This is a genomic window from Streptomyces sp. NBC_00234 (assembly GCF_036195325.1).
Classification (GTDB): domain Bacteria; phylum Actinomycetota; class Actinomycetes; order Streptomycetales; family Streptomycetaceae; genus Streptomyces.
Genome location: NZ_CP108101.1, coordinates 5,729,145 through 5,745,980, shown reverse-complemented (window position 1 = coordinate 5,745,980; position 16,836 = coordinate 5,729,145). Strand labels below are relative to the sequence as shown.

The 16,836-nt window shown below is 71.1% G+C and carries 13 protein-coding genes; 2 read left to right on the top strand and 11 right to left on the bottom strand.

Annotated elements, in window-relative coordinates:
* Positions 1–132 precede the first annotated feature (132 nt).
* A complete protein-coding gene (locus OG230_RS25370) occupies positions 133–996 on the top strand; it encodes an NAD-dependent epimerase/dehydratase family protein (protein WP_328906032.1) in 864 nt (287 codons plus the stop codon).
* Between the two features lie 36 nt (positions 997–1,032).
* Here the strand turns inward: OG230_RS25370 and OG230_RS25365 are convergent, their stop codons facing one another.
* The 4 genes from OG230_RS25365 to OG230_RS25350 form a co-directional block, all read right to left on the bottom strand.
* Positions 1,033–1,572, bottom strand: a complete 540-nt coding sequence (locus tag OG230_RS25365) for a GNAT family N-acetyltransferase (RefSeq protein WP_328906031.1) — start codon at positions 1,570–1,572, stop codon at positions 1,033–1,035.
* Between the two features lie 65 nt (positions 1,573–1,637).
* Entirely contained in the window at positions 1,638–2,702 is a 1,065-nt protein-coding gene (locus tag OG230_RS25360; protein WP_328906030.1) for a S1 family peptidase, read from the bottom strand.
* Between the two features lie 208 nt (positions 2,703–2,910).
* Positions 2,911–4,542, bottom strand: a complete 1,632-nt coding sequence (gene pruA, locus OG230_RS25355) for an L-glutamate gamma-semialdehyde dehydrogenase (RefSeq protein ID WP_328906029.1) — start codon at positions 4,540–4,542, stop codon at positions 2,911–2,913.
* Positions 4,543–4,589: 47 nt separating this feature from the next.
* Positions 4,590–5,516, bottom strand: coding sequence for a proline dehydrogenase family protein (locus OG230_RS25350; protein ID WP_328906028.1), 927 nt, complete (start codon positions 5,514–5,516; stop codon positions 4,590–4,592).
* Between the two features lie 179 nt (positions 5,517–5,695).
* Here OG230_RS25350 and OG230_RS25345 point away from each other — a divergent pair, with 179 nt between their 5' ends.
* Positions 5,696–6,874 (top strand): PucR family transcriptional regulator, encoded by a 1,179-nt coding sequence (locus OG230_RS25345; RefSeq protein ID WP_328906027.1) that lies wholly within the window; start codon positions 5,696–5,698, stop codon positions 6,872–6,874.
* Between the two features lie 10 nt (positions 6,875–6,884).
* On the opposite strand, the gene OG230_RS25340 is transcribed toward OG230_RS25345, so the two are convergent.
* From OG230_RS25340 to OG230_RS25310, 7 genes are all read right to left on the bottom strand, one after another.
* Positions 6,885–7,424 (bottom strand): hypothetical protein, encoded by a 540-nt coding sequence (locus OG230_RS25340; RefSeq protein WP_328906026.1) that lies wholly within the window; start codon positions 7,422–7,424, stop codon positions 6,885–6,887.
* Positions 7,421–8,137, bottom strand: coding sequence for a hypothetical protein (locus tag OG230_RS25335; protein ID WP_328906025.1), 717 nt, complete (start codon positions 8,135–8,137; stop codon positions 7,421–7,423). The genes OG230_RS25340 and OG230_RS25335 overlap by 4 nt, the downstream gene beginning before the upstream one ends.
* A gap of 227 nt (positions 8,138–8,364) precedes the next feature.
* Entirely contained in the window at positions 8,365–9,957 is a 1,593-nt protein-coding gene (gene serA / locus OG230_RS25330; protein WP_328906024.1) for a phosphoglycerate dehydrogenase, read from the bottom strand.
* A 297-nt stretch (positions 9,958–10,254) separates the two neighbouring features.
* A complete protein-coding gene (ilvC, locus tag OG230_RS25325) occupies positions 10,255–11,256 on the bottom strand; it encodes a ketol-acid reductoisomerase (protein ID WP_328906023.1) in 1,002 nt (333 codons plus the stop codon).
* A 113-nt stretch (positions 11,257–11,369) separates the two neighbouring features.
* Positions 11,370–11,897, bottom strand: a complete 528-nt coding sequence (ilvN, locus tag OG230_RS25320) for an acetolactate synthase small subunit (protein WP_328906022.1) — start codon at positions 11,895–11,897, stop codon at positions 11,370–11,372.
* Between the two features lie 22 nt (positions 11,898–11,919).
* Entirely contained in the window at positions 11,920–13,776 is a 1,857-nt protein-coding gene (locus OG230_RS25315) for an acetolactate synthase large subunit (protein ID WP_328906021.1), read from the bottom strand.
* A gap of 206 nt (positions 13,777–13,982) precedes the next feature.
* A complete protein-coding gene (locus OG230_RS25310) occupies positions 13,983–16,811 on the bottom strand; it encodes a putative bifunctional diguanylate cyclase/phosphodiesterase (RefSeq protein ID WP_328906020.1) in 2,829 nt (942 codons plus the stop codon).
* Between the last annotated feature and the right edge of the window lie 25 nt (positions 16,812–16,836).

The following is a 16,836-nucleotide window of genomic DNA, read 5'->3' as shown; positions in this document are numbered from 1 at the left end:
GCCTTCCCGGAGCCAGGCCGTATCCAGGGACTGCCGGTCCCTGGACAACCGCGTCTCTCCCGCCGCGCCCCGGCCCGCCGCAGGGTGGTGCCGAGCGGACCATCGGAGAGACGGACATGAGGGAGAGCGACGATGCGGATTCTGGTGACGGGTGCCACGGGCGAGGTCGGCCGGCGTTTCGTGCCGAGGCTGCTGAACCGGGCCGCGGCCGGTGACACGGTCCGCGTGATCGTGCGGGACGAGCAGCGCGGCGCGCCCTTCGCGGCACTGGGCGCGGAGGTGGTGGTGGGTGACCTGCGGGAACCGGCCGACGTACACAAGGCGCTGGCGGGTACGGACGCGGTCGTGAACATCGCGGCGGCCTTCCGCGGGGTGCCGGACGACGAGATGTGGTCGGTGAACCGGGACGCGGCCCTGGCGCTGGGACGGGCGGCGGTGGAGGCGGGCACCGGCCGGTTCGTCCAGGTCTCCACGAACCTCTCGTACGGCGTGGGGCGCGGCAGGCCGCTGACGGAGGAGGACGAGTCGGTGCCCGGCGGATTCCTGTGGGGTGTGTATCCCCGGTCGAAGGCGGAGGCGGAGGCGGGGCTGCTGGCCCTGCACCGCGACCACGGGCTCGACGTACGGGTGGCCGTGCTGCCGTTCGTCTACGGGGAGGGCGACTCGCACCTCGCGGACGCGATGCGGTGGGTGGGCACCTGGCCCGCCACGCGGCGTCTGGCAATGGTGCACCACGCGGATGTCGCCCAGGGCCTGCTGCGGCTGCTGTTCGCCCCGGGGATCGCCGGGCGCCGCTACAACGTGTCCGACGACGCGCCGGTGACGACGGTGGACCTCTACCGGCTCAACGGCGTGCCGCTCCCCGGCGAACCGGTCGGCGGGACGGACCCGGACCCCTGGTACGGCCTCACGTCCACCCGGAAGATCCGCGACGAGCTGGGCTTCCGCCCCTTGTACCCGTCGGTGTGGACGGCCCTGGACGCCGGGGCACTCTAGTGCGCCTTCGGGGGTGCCGGCGTTCTGGTGCGCAGGTCAGAGGACGTCCCCGTCGCGCCAGTCGAAGACCAGCGCCCCCGCGCGGGGGTCCGGACCGCCGCGTACGTAGGTGCTGCCCTCCTCGTCCGGCAGCGGCACCGTCCCCCGGGGGCCCAGGGCGGCGATACTCCCCCGCCAGACCTCCCAGCCGCGGGACGCGTACAGCCCGGCCCCCGCCGCGGAGGCGGACAGCGTCCCGAAGGCGTACGCCCGGTCGACGACGCCCTCCAGCGCGGCCGTCACCCGGCTTCCGAGACCTTCGCGCCGCCGGTCGGCGCGGACGGCCACGCCCTCGACGTGTCCGACGCGGTACGAGCGGTCCGCGTGCAGCACCCGCCGCTGGACGACGGCGCCGTGGGCGAGGAGTTCGCCGCCGTCCCCGCGCACGAGGACGTGGACGCCGCCCAGGGTGTGGTCCCAGTCCTCGTTGCCGAAGTCCCCTTCGAAGGCCGTGTCCAGGAACGCCCGGACGGCGTCGAGAAGGGGCGGGGCCAGCTCGTGGGTGTGCGCGGTGTGCAGTGCGGCCGGACGGGTCATGGACCCAGCCTGCCAGGCGCGCCCCCTGCCCGGCGGTCCCCGCCGGGCAGGGGGCGCCGGACGGGTCAGTACACGGTGACGCCGTACGCGGCCAGGGCCTCCTTGACCGGCTGGTGGATGGCGGAGCCGCTGGTGCCGGTGCAGCCGGAGCTGCCCGAGTGGATGCCGAGGGCGACGGAACCGGCGAAGTGCGCGCCGCCGCTGTCGCCGCCGGCCGAGCAGGCGGTGGTGCGGACCATGTTGTAGACGGGGCCGTCACCGTAGTTGACGGTCACGTTGACCGCGGTGACGGTGCCGCTGGTCACCTTCGTGGTGGAGCCGCTCTTCTTGAGGGCCTGGCCCACGACCGCGTCGGCGGCGGAGGCGATGTCCTGGAAGCTGCCGTTGTAGAGGTCGACGTTCCCGGCGGGCGCGGAGCCGTCGGTGTACCGGACGATGCCGTAGTCGTTGGTCGGGAAGCTGGTGCCCTCGCGGACGCCGATCACCGCTCCGCCCGAACTCGCGGACCAGTTGGCGGAGATGTTGGTGCAGTGCCCCGCGGTCACGAAGTACCGGACGCTGTTCTTCGTCACGTTGAACGCGGCCGAACAGCGGCTCCCGCCGCCGTAGATGGCGCCGCCGCCCGCGACCTCGCGGTGGAAGACCCCGGGCACCCTGGCGATGCGTACGGCTCCGTCGAGCCGGTTCGCGACGGCCCTGACGCGGGCCATGTCCCGTGCGGAGACCGACTCGTCGGCCTCCACGGCGACCTGGTTGGTGCGGGGGTCGACGCCCCAGGAGGTGCCGGTGATCTTCGCCCCGGCCTCCAGGGCGTCCATCGCGGCGTCGAGCTCCGCCGCGCTGCGGGTGACCCGGCGCACGGTGGCGCCGGCAGCACGGGCCCGCTCGGCGGCGCGGTCGGTCGTGACGGTGACGACGAGACCGCCGGTCTTCGCGTCGAGGTAGGTGCCCGCGCTCTCGGCTCCGAGCTGCCGCTCCAGCGTGGCGTCCAGGGCGTACGCGGCCGGGGCGGGGACGGCACTGGCACTTGCGGTGGGAACGGGCTCGGCCCCGGCGGGGGTCGCGCCGAGGCCGAGGGTCGCGCCGACGAGCAGGGAAACGCCGATGCGCGCACGAAGGGTGCGTCTCATGGGGGGAACTCCTTCTCGGATGACGTGTGGGGACGTACGTACCGAGCAAGGAATTTGACATGCGCATTACCTAAGCCGCAAGGGTGCGTGGCCGGAACCAGGCGGTCGCGGAGACCGGGGCGCACATGGAAACCGCCCCCCGGCCGGCTGGGGGGCCGGGCGGGGGGCGGGACTCGTGGCGGGGCGCCGGTGCGGCGCCCCGGGGGCGTCAGCCCTGGTGCGGGTAGGTGTAGTCGGTCGGCGGGACCAGCGTCTCCTTGATGGCGCGGGTCAGCGTCCAGCGCTGCAGGTTCTGCGGCGCACCGGCCTTGTCGTTCGTACCCGAGGCACGGCCGCCACCGAAGGGCTGCTGGCCGACGACGGCACCGGTCGACTTGTCGTTGATGTAGAAGTTGCCCGCGGCGTAGCGCAGCTTCTCCATCGTGTGGGCCGCGGCGGCACGGTCGCCCGCGATGACGGAGCCGGTCAGGGCGTAGTCCGACACGGACTCCATCTGGGCCAGCATCTCGTCGTACGCGTCGTCCTCGTAGACGTGGATCGCGAGGATCGGACCGAAGTACTCGGTCGTGAAGACCTCGTTCGACGGGTCCGCGCACTCGATGACCGTCGGGCGGACGAAGTAGCCGACCGAGTCGTCGTAGGTGCCGCCCGCGACGATCGTGCAGCTCGGGTCCGCCGCGGCACGGTCGATCGCGGCCTTGTTCTTCGCGAAGGAACGCTCGTCGATCACGGCGCCGATGAAGTTCGACAGGTCGGTGACGTCACCCATGGTGATGCCGTCGACCTCGGCCGCGAACGCCTCCTTGAAACCGGAGTTCCAGATGGAGGCCGGCACGTACGCACGCGAGGACGCCGAGCACTTCTGGCCCTGGTACTCGAAGGAGCCACGGGTCAGCGCGGTCTTCAGGATGGCCGGGTCGGCGCTCGGGTGGGCGACGACGAAGTCCTTGCCGCCGGTCTCGCCGACCAGACGCGGGTACGTCCGGTAGTTGGCGATGTTGTTGCCGACGGTCTTCCACAGGTGCTGGAAGGTCGGGGTCGATCCGGTGAAGTGGATACCGGCCAGATCGCGGTGGTTCAGGGCCACCTCGGAGACGGCGATGCCGTCGCCGGTCACCAGGTTGATGACGCCCTTCGGCAGACCGGCCTCCTCCAGGAGCTGCATCAGCAGCACGGCGGCGTGGGTCTGCGTGGGGGACGGCTTCCAGACCACCACGTTGCCCATGAGGGCGGGGGCGGTGGGCAGGTTGCCCGCGATGGCCGTGAAGTTGAACGGCGTGATCGCGTAGACGAAGCCCTCCAGCGGGCGGTGGTCCATGCGGTTCCACACGCCCGGCGAGTTGGCCGGGGGCTGCTCGGCGAGGATCTGGCGCGCGTAGTGCACGTTGAAGCGCCAGAAGTCGACGAGCTCGCAGGGGGTGTCGATCTCGGCCTGCTGCGCGGTCTTCGACTGGCCGAGCATCGTCGAGGCGGCCAGCGTCTCGCGCCAGGGGCCGGCGAGCAGCTCGGCGGCGCGCAGGATGATCGCGGCGCGGTCGTCGAAGGACATCGCGCGCCACGCCGGGGCGGCGGCGAGGGCGGCGTCGATCGCGTCCTGCGCGTCCTGCTCCGTGGCACCGGCGAAGGTACCGAGGACGGCCTTGTGGTTGTGCGGCTGCACGACGTCGAAGCGCTCGCCGCCACCCATCCGCTTCTCCCCGCCGATGGTCATCGGCAGGTCGATCGGGTTCTCGGCGAGCTCCTTGAGCTTCACCTCGAGGCGGGCGCGCTCGGCGGAGCCGGGGGCGTAGGAGCGGACCGGCTCGTTGACCGGCGCGGGGACCTGGGTAACAGCGTCCATGAGTGCCTTGTCTCCTTGTGTCAGGGGGTGGGGGTCAGCCGGGCAGGTCAGCCCTTGGTGAGGATGGAGCGGCCGAAGAACAGGAGGTTGGCCGGCTTCTCCGCGAGACGGCGCATGAAGTAGCCGTACCAGTCGGTGCCGTACGCCGTGTAGACGCGCATGCGGTGGCCCTCGGCCGCGAGCCGGATCTGCTCGTCGCTGCGGATGCCGTACAGCATCTGGAACTCGTACTCGTCCAGTTTGCGCCCGGCCTTGCGGGCGAGCTCCTGGGTGATGGCGATGAGGCGGGGGTCGTGGGACCCGATCATCGGGTAGCCCGCGCCGTCCATCAGGATCTTGATGATGCGGACGAACGCCTTGTCGATCTCCGACTTGTCCTGGTACGCGACGGAGGCGGGCTCCTTGTAGGCGCCCTTCACGATGCGGACGCGGCTGCCGGCGGCGGCCAGGCGGCGGGCGTCGTCCTCGGTGCGGAACAGGTACGCCTGGATCACACAGCCGGTCTGCGGGAAGTCCTTCCGCAGCTCCTCGTGGATGGTGAACATCGAGTCGAGGGTCGTGTGGTCCTCGGCGTCCAGGGTGACCGTGGTGCCGATCGCCGCTGCGGCCTCGACGACGGGGCGCACGTTGGCGAGGGCCAGCTCGTGGCCCCCGTCCAGCGCCTGGCCGAACATCGACAGCTTGACGGACATCTCGGCGCGGGTGCCGAGGCCCAGCTCCTTGAGCCGGCCGATCAGCTCCAGGTAGGCGTCGCGCGCGGCGGCGGCCTGCTCGGGGGTGGTGATGTCCTCACCCACGACGTCGAGGGTGACCTCCAGGCCCTTGCCCGTGGCGTCCTTGACGATCGGGACGACCTGCTCGACGGTCTCACCGGCGATGAACCGGTCGACGACCTGCTTGGTGCCCGGCGCTGCCGAGATGAAACGACGCATCTTGTCGCTGCGGGACGCGGCGAGAATCACGGGACCCAGCACGGGGCACCTCCACGGGATGAAACGAACGAGGCTGTAGGGGTACGAAGTGACACGGACCGGTACAGCACGGAGAACCACCGTGAAATCTAAGGATGTCTCCGATCCTGTGCCATCGACAGCTGTCACGCATCCGTGGCCGCCACCTCAGACATCTGTCTGAAGGGTGCGAGAATGAGCGGGTGAAAGGCGATTACCAGGAGCTGGTCGACGAGATCTCGGCACTGCTCGGCGCCCCGGCGACCCTGGAGAACCGGGATTTCGGCCTGGTCGCTTTCGGCGCCCACGACAGCGACGACGACACGGCCATGGACCCGGTCCGCACCCGGTCCATCCTGACCCGCCGCTCCACACCGGCGGTCCGGGCCTGGTTCGAGGGCTTCGGCATCGCCAGGGCCACCGGCCCGGTCCGGATTCCGGCCGCCCCGGAGGCCGGTGTGTTCCGCGGCCGGATCTGCCTTCCCGTACGCCATCGGGGTGTCGTGCTCGGTTACGTGTGGCTGCTCGACGCGGATCCCGGGCCGACCGACGACCAGCTGGCGGCGGCGATGGACGTGGCCTCGCGGATCGGGGGACTGCTCTCCGACGAGGCGCGGGCGGGCACGGACCTGTCCCGGGAGTTCGGTGCGGTGCTCACGGCGGGCCGGGGCTGGCAGCGCGACATGGCGGTCGCCGCGCTGCGCGAGGCGCTCGGCCCCTACGCGGACGGTCTGCACACCGTGGTGTGCGTGAGCCCGTGGGCCGACGATTCGCCCTCGGTGGGTACGGTGCCGTCGGCGGCGGCCCTGTCCACGGTCGCGTACCCGGCCGGGGCGGCGGCTGTCGCGCAGGCTCCGGAAGCCGCGCCCGGCTCGGGCACCGTCTCCCTGGCCGCGCTGATCAGGCTGCGCTCGTCCGATGTCCTGGACCCCGCGACGACGGCCGCGGACCGGCTGCGCTCGGCTGCGGGCCCGGACGCCACCGCCGGGATCGCGGTCCCCCGCCGGGGCCTGGCGGAGCTGGCCGTCTCCTGGCACGAGGCCGTGTCGGCGGCCCGCGCCGCCACGGCCGAGACCCGCTTCGGCAGGGTCGCCGACTGGCGGGCCATCGGCCCGTACCGTCTGCTGGCCTCGCTCCCCCGCACCGCCCCCGACCCCGCGGTGAGCACGCTGCTGACCGCGCCGCACACCGAACTGGCCCGCACCGCCGAGGTGTTCCTCGACTGCGCGGGCCAGGCCGGCCGGACGGCCGCCGAGCTGGGCATCCACCGCCAGACGCTCTACTACCGGCTCTCCCGCGTCCACCAGCTCACCGGACTCGATCTGAACGACGGCGAGGACCGGCTCCTGCTGCACATGGCGCTGAAAGCGGCGCGGCTGTGACGGGCAGGCCCTATCCGTCCTCCTCCGGCAGTTCGACCACCGGACGGTCGGTGACGGCGGCCACCATGACCACGGGCGCGTCGCCGTCGCTGTGCCCGGCACTCACCGCGACCCAGCGCCGCGCGGCCTGCGGCCCGTCGGCGGACACCGGCCCCCACACCGTCAGGTCTCCGTAGCAGTCCTCCGCCAGCAGTGCGTCGAACAGCGGCGGCATGGGCTCCCGCCGCTGCTTCCGGAACAGCGGCACATGCATGGCCACCCGCCGGTGAGCACCCCAGCGGGCATCCAATTCCCGTACGAGAGCGGCGAGATGGCCTTCGGCGGCCTCCACCGCCTCGTTCCACTCGGGCTCGTACACCCCGGTGAGCGAGTCACCCTCCCACAGCGGGACGATCCGGAACCCCTCGCCTCCGGTCGCGGTCCACTCCCCCGTGGCCGGCTCCCCCTCGGCGACGGTCGGCCCGGCGGCCGGGACCGGCCCGGCGAGCAGCGCGTCGACGTCCGCCACCGCGCGTACGGTGTCGAACTCCTCCCCGGCCCTGGCGCTCACAGCGCGGCCCGGTCCATCGGGCGCGGCAGCGCCCGGAGCGCCCCCGCCCCGCGCAGCCGCAGGTTGGCCCGGAGCACCGCCGCGGCGTCACCGGGCGCGGCGATGTCCAGCAGCACTCCCTGGGAGCCCACCTCCTTGCGGACGCCCGTGAGGTCGTCCGGCAACAGGGCCGCACGGGCCGAGGAGAGGTAGCCGATCCAGCCGACGGACGGCTCGTCGGGAGCGAACCCGCCGCCGTCCGCCAGGGCGTCGAGCACGTCGTCGTCGCTCACGCCCCCGAAGTCGGCCTCCCACACCTCGGCGACCGCGGTCAGGAGCGCGGCGTCCGGCACCTGGGCGCCGTCCGGCGAGCTGATACCGATCACGACCGTCTGGAGCAGGAACTCCGAGGTGCCGCCGGCCCGCCCGCCGGCCTCGGCCCTCCAACCGGGCGCCCCCGCCGCGACGAACTGCGTGCTGGTGCCCGTACGGTCCGACCAGCCGTCCGCCGCCTGCGCGGCGCGAACGGCGGCGAGCAGGGAGCCCTCGTCGGGCCGCAGGGCGGTGGCGGGTCCGGTACCCGGCACGGTGTGCCAGGCCCCCTCGCTCCCCTCGCCGGCGCATGCCTCGGGCAGCAGCCCCGCGAGCCGGTCGAGCGTCTGCTTCCAGCGCCGGGCGAGCGCCTCCGCGGACTCCTGCCGGGGACCCCAGAATCCCCGCACCACACGCTCCATGTCCTGCCTCCGTAGCTCGTGCCGCTCGCTTCCTCAGGTCCGGGCGCTGTCACCTCAGGGTCTTTCGTTTGGATAAGGCCGGCCCCCGCGAGCCCGGCATGGGGCGAGGACGACACGGGGCGTACCCCTTCCCCACGGTGTCCCCCGAAACGCACCGTACCCGGCCTGCGGACACCCGTATCAGAGGGGCGTGCGCAGGCCGGGTACGGCGTGTGAGCAGCGGAGGATCAGTCGGTGAGGTTCACCGAACGGGCCGAGGCGGCGCCGATCTCCTCGGAGATCTCGGTGAGCACCGACTGCGGGACGGTGTCGTCGACGGTGAGGACGACGAGCGCCTCGCCGCCCGCGTCCGCCCGCGAGACCTGCATGCCCGCGATGTTGAGACCGGCCTCACCGAGGATGCGTCCGACCGCGCCCACGACACCCGGACGGTCCTCGTAGCGCAGCACGACCATGTGGTCGGCGAGTGCCAGGTCGACGTCGTACTCGCCGACGGCCACGATCTTCTGGAGGTGCTTGGGGCCGGCCAGCGTGCCGGAGACCGCGACCTCCTCGCCGCTCGACAGCGTGCCGCGGACGGTCACCACGTTGCGGTGGTCCGGCGACTCGGAGCTGGTGGTGAGGCGGACCTCGACACCGCGCTCCTGCGCGAAGAGCGGGGCGTTGACGTAGCTCACGGTCTCGTCGACGACGTCCTCGAACACGCCCTTGAGCGCGGAGAGTTCGAGCACCTTCACGTCGTGCTGGGTGATCTCGCCGTACACCTCGACGTCGAGCCGGGCCGCGACCTCGCCCGCGAGCGCGGTGAAGATCCGGCCGAGCTTCTCGGCGAGCGGCAGTCCGGGACGGACGTCCTCGGCGATGACGCCGCCCTGGACGTTCACCGCGTCCGGCACGAGCTCACCGGCGAGGGCCAGACGCACGGACTTGGCGACCGCGATGCCCGCCTTCTCCTGGGCCTCGTCGGTGGAGGCGCCGAGGTGCGGGGTGCAGACGACCTGGTCGAACTGGAACAGCGGGGAGTCCGTGCAGGGCTCCTTCGTGTACACGTCCAGACCGGCGCCGGCGACGCGGCCCTCCTTGAGGGCGGAGGCGAGCGCCTCCTCGTCGACGATGCCACCGCGGGCGGCGTTGACGATGCGCACCGAGGGCTTCACCTTGTGCAGCGCCTCGTCGCCGATGAGACCGAGAGTCTCCGGCGTCTTGGGCAGGTGCACCGTGATGAAGTCGGCGACCTCGAGCAGCTCGTCGAGGGCGAGGAGCTTGACGCCCATCTGCGCGGCACGCGCGGGCTGCACGTAGGGGTCGTACGCGACGATCTTCATGCCGAAGGCCGACATGCGCTGCGCGACCAGGACGCCGATGCGGCCGAGACCGACGACGCCGAGGACCTTCTCGCTGAGCTCGACGCCCGTGTACTTGGAGCGCTTCCACTCGCCGTTCTTCAGGGCGGTGTTGGCCTGCGGGATGTTGCGCGCCGTGGCGACGAGCAGGCCACAGGCGAGCTCGGCGGCGGTGACGATGTTGGAGGTCGGGGCGTTGACGACCATCACGCCGGCCTTGGTGGCCGAGGAGACGTCGACGTTGTCCAGGCCGACTCCGGCGCGGGCGACGACCCGCAGCTTCTTCGCGGCGGCGATGGCTTCGGCGTCGACCTTGGTGGCGGAGCGCACCAGGATGGCGTCGACATCGGCGATCGCGGGGAGAAGCTCGGCGCGGTCCGCGCCGTTGCAGTGCCGGATCTCGAAATCCGGACCCAGAGCGTCAACCGTGGCGGGCGACAGCTCTTCAGCGATGAGTACGACAGGTTTCGAGCTCACGAGAGTCCTCACATGTCCAGTGCGGACGGCCGTCCCGACGGCCGCAGGCGGTGGAGGGGCTAGCCGCGTGGAGACGCACGACACTGTGGGCCCTGACGCGTGTATGTGTTGAGAAGTGTAGTCATGCAACGGGACACGTAATGCGCCCCGGTGGAAGGATCACCCACACGAGGGTGGACGACTTGTACACACGTTCGGTGCAGCCGCTTGCACCTCCTCCGGCCGCAGTGACACGGACGGCGAGACGGGCGGTGTGCCGCGGGGGCGGGCCAAGGGCCCGCCCCCGCGGCGGAGGACTTACGCGTCCTCGTCGTTCACCCAGCTCATGAGCTTGCGCAGCTCACGGCCGGTGGTCTCCAGCAGGTGGTCGCTGTCGGCCTTCTTGTACTCGTTGTACTTGGGCAGACCGTTGTGGTACTCAGCCATCCAGGCGTTGGCGAAGGTGCCGTCCTGGATCTCGGTGAGGACCTTCTTCATCTCGGCCTTGGTGGCGTCCGTGATGATGCGCGGGCCGGTGACGTAGTCGCCCCACTCGGCGGTCTCCGAGATGGACCAGCGCATCTTCTCCAGGCCGCCCTCGTACATGAGGTCCACGATGAGCTTCAGCTCGTGGAGGCACTCGAAGTACGCGATCTCCGGCTGGTAGCCGGCCTCGGTCAGGGTCTCGAAACCGGCCTTGACCAGGGCGGCGGTGCCACCACAGAGGACGGCCTGCTCACCGAACAGGTCGGTCTCGGTCTCCTCGGTGAAGGTCGTCTTGATGACGCCGGCGCGGGTACCGCCGATGCCCTTCGCGTACGAGAGGGCGAGGGCCAGGCCCTTGCCGGTGGCGTCCTGCTCGACGGCCACGATGCACGGAACGCCGCGGCCCTCCTCGTACTGACGGCGGACCAGGTGGCCCGGGCCCTTGGGGGCGACCATGCAGACGTCGACGTTGGCCGGCGGCTTGATGAAGCCGAAGCGGATGTTCAGGCCGTGGCCGAAGAAGAGCGCGTCGCCGTCCTTGAGGTTGTCCTTGATGGACTCCTCGTAGACCTGGGCCTGGATCGGGTCCGGGACGAGGATCATGATGACGTCGGCCTCGGCGGCGGCCTCGGAGGGCGTCACCACGCGCAGGCCCTGCTCCTCGGCCTTGGCCTTGGACTTCGAGCCCTCGTGCAGACCGACGCGGACGTCGACGCCGGAGTCACGGAGCGACAGCGCGTGGGCGTGGCCCTGGCTGCCGTAGCCGATGACCGCGACCTTGCGGCCCTGGATGATGGACAGGTCGGCATCGTCGTCGTAGAACAGCTCGGCCACTGGGTCTTCTCCTTGGTGTGCAGGTGTTGCGTCCCACCGTACGGCGGGGTGCGTCGATTACGTTGTCGGGTCTCGCCATGCGAGCGGCGGGGCGGCGGCTGGGCCGCCGGTTCCTACGCCGAGCGGTCGAGCGCGCGCAGGGAGCGGTCGGTGATCGACCGGGAACCCCGCCCTATGGCGATGGTGCCGGACTGGACGAGCTCCTTGATGCCGAACTGCTCCAGCATCTTGAGCATGGCCTCCAGCTTGTCGGCTCCTCCTGTCGCCTCGATCGTGACGGCCTCCGGGGAGACGTCCACGGTCTTGGCGCGGAACAGCTGAACGATCTCGACGATCTGGGAGCGGGTCTCGTTGTCTGCGCGGACCTTCACCAGGACGAGCTCGCGCTGGATCGCAGCGGCGGGCTCGAGTTCGACGATCTTCAGTACGTTGACCAGCTTGTTGAGCTGCTTGGTCACCTGCTCCAGTGGCAGGTCCTCGACATTCACGACGATGGTGATGCGGGAGATGTCGGGGTGCTCGGTGGTACCGACCGCGAGTGAGTCGATATTGAAGCCGCGCCGGGAGAACAGAGCCGTGATCCGGGCGAGGACACCCGGCTTGTTCTCGACCAGGACGGAGAGTGTGTGCTTCGTGGACATGGAGTCGGTCTCTCTCTGTCTCTCAGTCGTCTTCGTTGTCGCCGAAGTCGGGGCGGACACCGCGGGCGGCCATGACCTCGTCGTTGGACGTGCCTGCGGCGACCATCGGGTACACCATGGCGTCCTCGTGGACGATGAAGTCGATCACGACGGGGCGGTCGTTGATGGAGTTGGCCTCTTCGATGACCTTGTCCAGGTCGGCCGGGTCCTCGCAGCGGATCGCGTAGCAGCCCATGGCCTCGGACAGCTTGACGAAGTCCGGCACCCGGGTGCCCTTCGCCGGAGCGCCCTCGGTGTCGGCGCCGGAGTGCAGCACGGTGTTGGAGTACCGCTGGTTGTAGAAGAGGGTCTGCCACTGGCGGACCATCCCGAGCGCGCCGTTGTTGATGATCGCGACCTTGATCGGGATGTTGTTGAGCGCGCAGGTGGTGAGTTCCTGATTGGTCATCTGGAAGCAGCCGTCGCCGTCGATCGCCCAGACCGTACGGTCGGGCCTGCCGGCCTTGGCGCCCATGGCGGCCGGGACCGCGTACCCCATCGTTCCGGCGCCGCCGCTGTTCAGCCAGGTGGCGGGCTTCTCGTAGTCGATGAAGTGGGCGGCCCACATCTGGTGCTGCCCGACGCCCGCGGCGAAGATCGTGCCCTCGGGGGCGAGCTGACCGACCCGCTGGATGACCTGCTGCGGGGAGAGACTGCCGTCCTCCGGCAGGTCGTAGCCGAGCGGGTAGGTGTCGCGCCAGCGGTTGAGGTCCTTCCACCACGCCTCGTAGTCACCGGTGTTGCCCTCGGTGTGCTCGGCCTGGACGGCCTGGACGAGGTCGGCCAGGACCTCGCGGGCGTCCCCGACGATCGGCACGTCCGCGGCGCGGTTCTTGCCGATCTCGGCCGGGTCGATGTCGGCGTGGACGATCTTGGCGTACGGGGCGAAGCTGTCCAGCTTGCCGGTGACGCGGTCGTCGAAGCGGGCTCCGAGGGCGACGATCAGGTCGGCCTTCTGCAGCGCGGTGACGGCGGTGACCGCACCGTGCATGCCCGGCATTCCCACGTGCAGCGGGTGGCTGTCGGGGAACGCGCCGAGCGCCATCAGCGTGGTGGTGACGGGCGCTCCGGTGAGCTCGGCGAGGACCTTGAGCTCGGCGGTGGCCCCCGCCTTGATGACACCCCCGCCGACGTACAGCACGGGGCGCTTGGCCTGCGTGATGAGCTTGGCCGCCTCGCGGATCTGCTTGGCGTGCGGCTTGGTCACGGGGCGGTAGCCCGGCAGGTCCTGGGTGGGCGGCCAGCTGAAGGTCGTCCGCGCCTGGAGGGCGTCCTTGGCGATGTCGACGAGGACCGGCCCCGGACGGCCGGTGGACGCGATGTGGAACGCCTCGGCGATGGTGTGCGGGATGTCCTCGGCCTTGGTGACGAGGAAGTTGTGCTTGGTGACCGGCATCGTGATGCCGCAGATGTCGGCTTCCTGGAAGGCGTCCGTGCCGATCGCCTTCGAGGCGACCTGGCCGGTGATCGCGACGAGCGGCACGGAGTCCATGTGCGCGTCGGCGATCGGGGTGACCAGGTTGGTGGCGCCGGGGCCCGAGGTGACCATGCAGACACCGACCTTGCCGGTGGCCTGCGCGTACCCGGTGGCCGCGTGACCGGCACCCTGCTCGTGGCGGACCAGGATGTGGCGGACCCGGGTGGAGTCCATCAGCGGGTCGTACGCCGGAAGGATGCAACCGCCGGGGAGGCCGAATACGGTGTCGGCCCCGACTTCCTCGAGAGAACGGATGAGGGCCTGAGCGCCCGTGACGTGCTCGACGGTGGCGGACGACGGTCCGTTGTGACGGGCCCGCGGCTGCGGGTGGTGGGCCCCGGTGGCCTGCTCGGTCATCGGCATTCTCTTCTCGAAGCTGAGGGTTTTTGCGGGGTTTTGGGGAGTGCCAGTGCAACAAAAAACCCCTCGTGCCGTGAGGCAAGCGAGGGGAGCGCGCCGGTGCGGTCTGCAGAGTGTCGTTGCGGAACTCTGCTTCAGCCGACGCGCTTTCCAAGTACGAGAATTCGGGTGCGCATGGCATTGACCCTCTCTCCGGCACGCGCACGGTGTCAAGTGGGTGGGACGGGCGTCTCAGCATGTGAGCCAGTCAGGAGGGGAATCGAGCCGCCCGTCAGGACGGGCTGAGCGGCGGGACTGCCCGGTACGGGGAACTCTCCCCTGACCAGGGCCCGGCGCAGCCGGTACTCGTCGAGCGGTCCGGAGAAGGCCATCCCCTGGCCGTGCGTACAGCCCATGGCGCGGAGCGCGAGGACCTGTTCCGGCACGTCGACGCCGTCGGCCACGGACTGCATGCCGAGATCGCAGGCGATGCGCAGCAGCCCGCTGGTGATCTTGTGGAGCCTGGCGGACTCCACGACCCCCTCGACGAGCCCGCGGTCCAGCTTCAGCACGTCGATGGGGAGCCTGCGCAGGGCGTTGATCGCCGCGTAACCGCTGCCGAAGCCGTCGAGCGCGATCCGTACGCCCAGGCGGCGCAGCGCGACCAGGCGCTGTTCCAGGTCGTCGAAGGAGATGCGCGGGTCGCTGTCGGCGACCTCGATCATCAGCGCGCCCGAGGGCAGGCCGTGCCGCGTCAGGAGCGCTTCGATGGACCCGAAGGGCTGGGACCGGTCGAGCAGCCGTCCGGCGGAGAGGCGCACCGAGACGGAGACCGGGTGTCCGGCCCTGGCCCGGTCGGCGGCCTGCTCGACGGCCGCCTCCAGGAGCCAGCGGCCGAGCTCGGCGGTGCGGTCGGTGTCGTCGGAGACCCGGAGGAATTCGGCCGGGGTGAAGAGGATCCCCTGCGCCGAGCGCCAGCGCGCCTGCGCCGCGACGGCGGCGACCGTGCCGCTGCCGAGATGGACGACGGGCTGGTGCAGCAACGCGAACTCACCGTCCCGCAGGGCCGTACGCAGCCGGGCGGCCAGCTCGGAGCGGCGTACGACATCGGCCTGCATCTGCGGGGCGTACAGCTCGACCCGGTCCTTGCCGCCGGCCTTGGCGCGGTACATGGCGAGGTCCGCGTTGCGCATGAGGTCGGTGGGGGTGATGCCGGGCTCCGCGAACGCGACGCCGATGGAGGCGGCCACCCGGACCTCGCTGGCCCCGATGCGGTACGGCTGGGAGAGCGTGAGGCGCAGCCGGTCGGCGATCTCGTGCACCTGGTATTCGCGGGCGCCCTGGTCGCGGGTGCCGTCGCCGACGATGAGGGCGGCGAACTCGTCGCCGCCGAGGCGGGCCGCGGTGTCCCCGGTCCGCACGGAGTCGGCGAGGCGGCGGGCGGCCTGGACGAGGAGTTCGTCACCGGCCTGGTGGCCGATGGTGTCGTTGACCGCCTTGAAGCCGTCGAGATCGATGAACAGGACGGCGGTGCCCGAGTCGCCCGAGCGCCGGCCGCCGAGCGCCTGGCGGACCCGGTCGGTGAAGAGCGCGCGGTTGGGCAGGTCGGTCAGCGGGTCGTGCTCGGCGTTGTGCTGCAACTGGGCCTGGAGCCTGACCCGCTCGGTGACGTCCCGGCTGTTCAGGAGCAGGCCGCCCTGGTGCCGGTTGACGGTGGACTCGACGTTGAGCCACTCACCGGTGCCCGACCTGAAACGGCACTCGATGCGAGTGGTGGGCTCCTCGTGGGGCGACGCGGCAAGGAAGCGCCGCACCTCGTGGACCACCCGGCCGAGGTCTTCGGAATGGATGATCGAGGCCAGCTCGGAGCCGACGAGATCGTCCGCCTCGCGCCCGTACACGCCCGCCGCCGCGGGGCTGACGTAGCGCAGTATGCCGGTGGGTGCGGCGATCATGATCACGTCGCTCGACCCCTGCACCAGCGAGCGGAAGTGGTTCTCCTTCTGCGCCAGCTCCTGGGTGAGCGAGATGTTGTCGAGGAGCATGATGCCCTGCCGGACGACCAGCGCGAGCACGACCGTGCATCCGGTGAAGATCACCACGCGGTCGACCCGGCGCCCCTCGACCACGTTGTAGAGGATCCCCAGGGTGCAGACGGCCGCGGCCAGATAGGGCGTCAGCGCGGCCAGCGAGCCGGCGATGGGGCGGCTGATGGTGCGCGTCGCGGTCGAGCCGGGCCTGGCGGCCTCGGCATCGCGGCGGCGCGCGCCCCAGGGGGCGTACGCGAGGAGCAGCGAGCCGGTGAACCAGCCCGCGTCGAGCAACTGGCCGGAGTGGTAGGTCGAGCGGAGCAGCGGTGAGGTGAAGACGGTGTCGCACAGGACGGTCAGGGCGAGCGCGGCGATGGCCGTGTTCACCGCGGAGCGGTTGACGTTGGACCGCCGGAAGTGCAGCGCGAGCACCATGGAGACCAGCACGATGTCGAGCAGCGGATAGGCGAGGGAGAGCGCGGCCCTGGCCACGCTCTCGCCCTGCGGGTCGGCGGCGTGGGCCGTGTGGGCGAGGGCGAGGCTCCAGGAGAGCGTCAGCAGCGATCCGCCGATCAGCCAGGAGTCCAGCGCCAGGCACACCCAGCCCGCCCGGGTGACCGGACGCTTGGCGAGGACGAGCAGCCCGACGATGGCGGGCGGCGCGAAGCAGAGGAAGAAGAGATCGGCGAGGGACGGGGTGGGCACGGGGAGTTCCAGCACCACTTCGTACCACCCCCAGACCGCGTTGCCGCAGGCGGCCATCAGCGAGGAGAGCGAGAACAGGAGCCAGGCGGGCCGCAGACGGCTGGTGCCGGCCCGCGCGTAGAGGAAGCAGGAGAGTGCCGCGACCAGGGCGGCGATACTGAGCCCGAAATCACCCATGAAAAGGGCGACTTGTGGTGAGCCCCAGCCGACGGCCGCGCCGAGGGCATATCCGGCGCAGACCGCGGCGAGGGCGATCTGGGAGCGCAGCCCCGAGCTCTCCCCCGCGACCGACTGCCGGGAGATCGGGGCCCCGACCGTACTCACCGTGGAACTCCCCGGATCGCGTCCG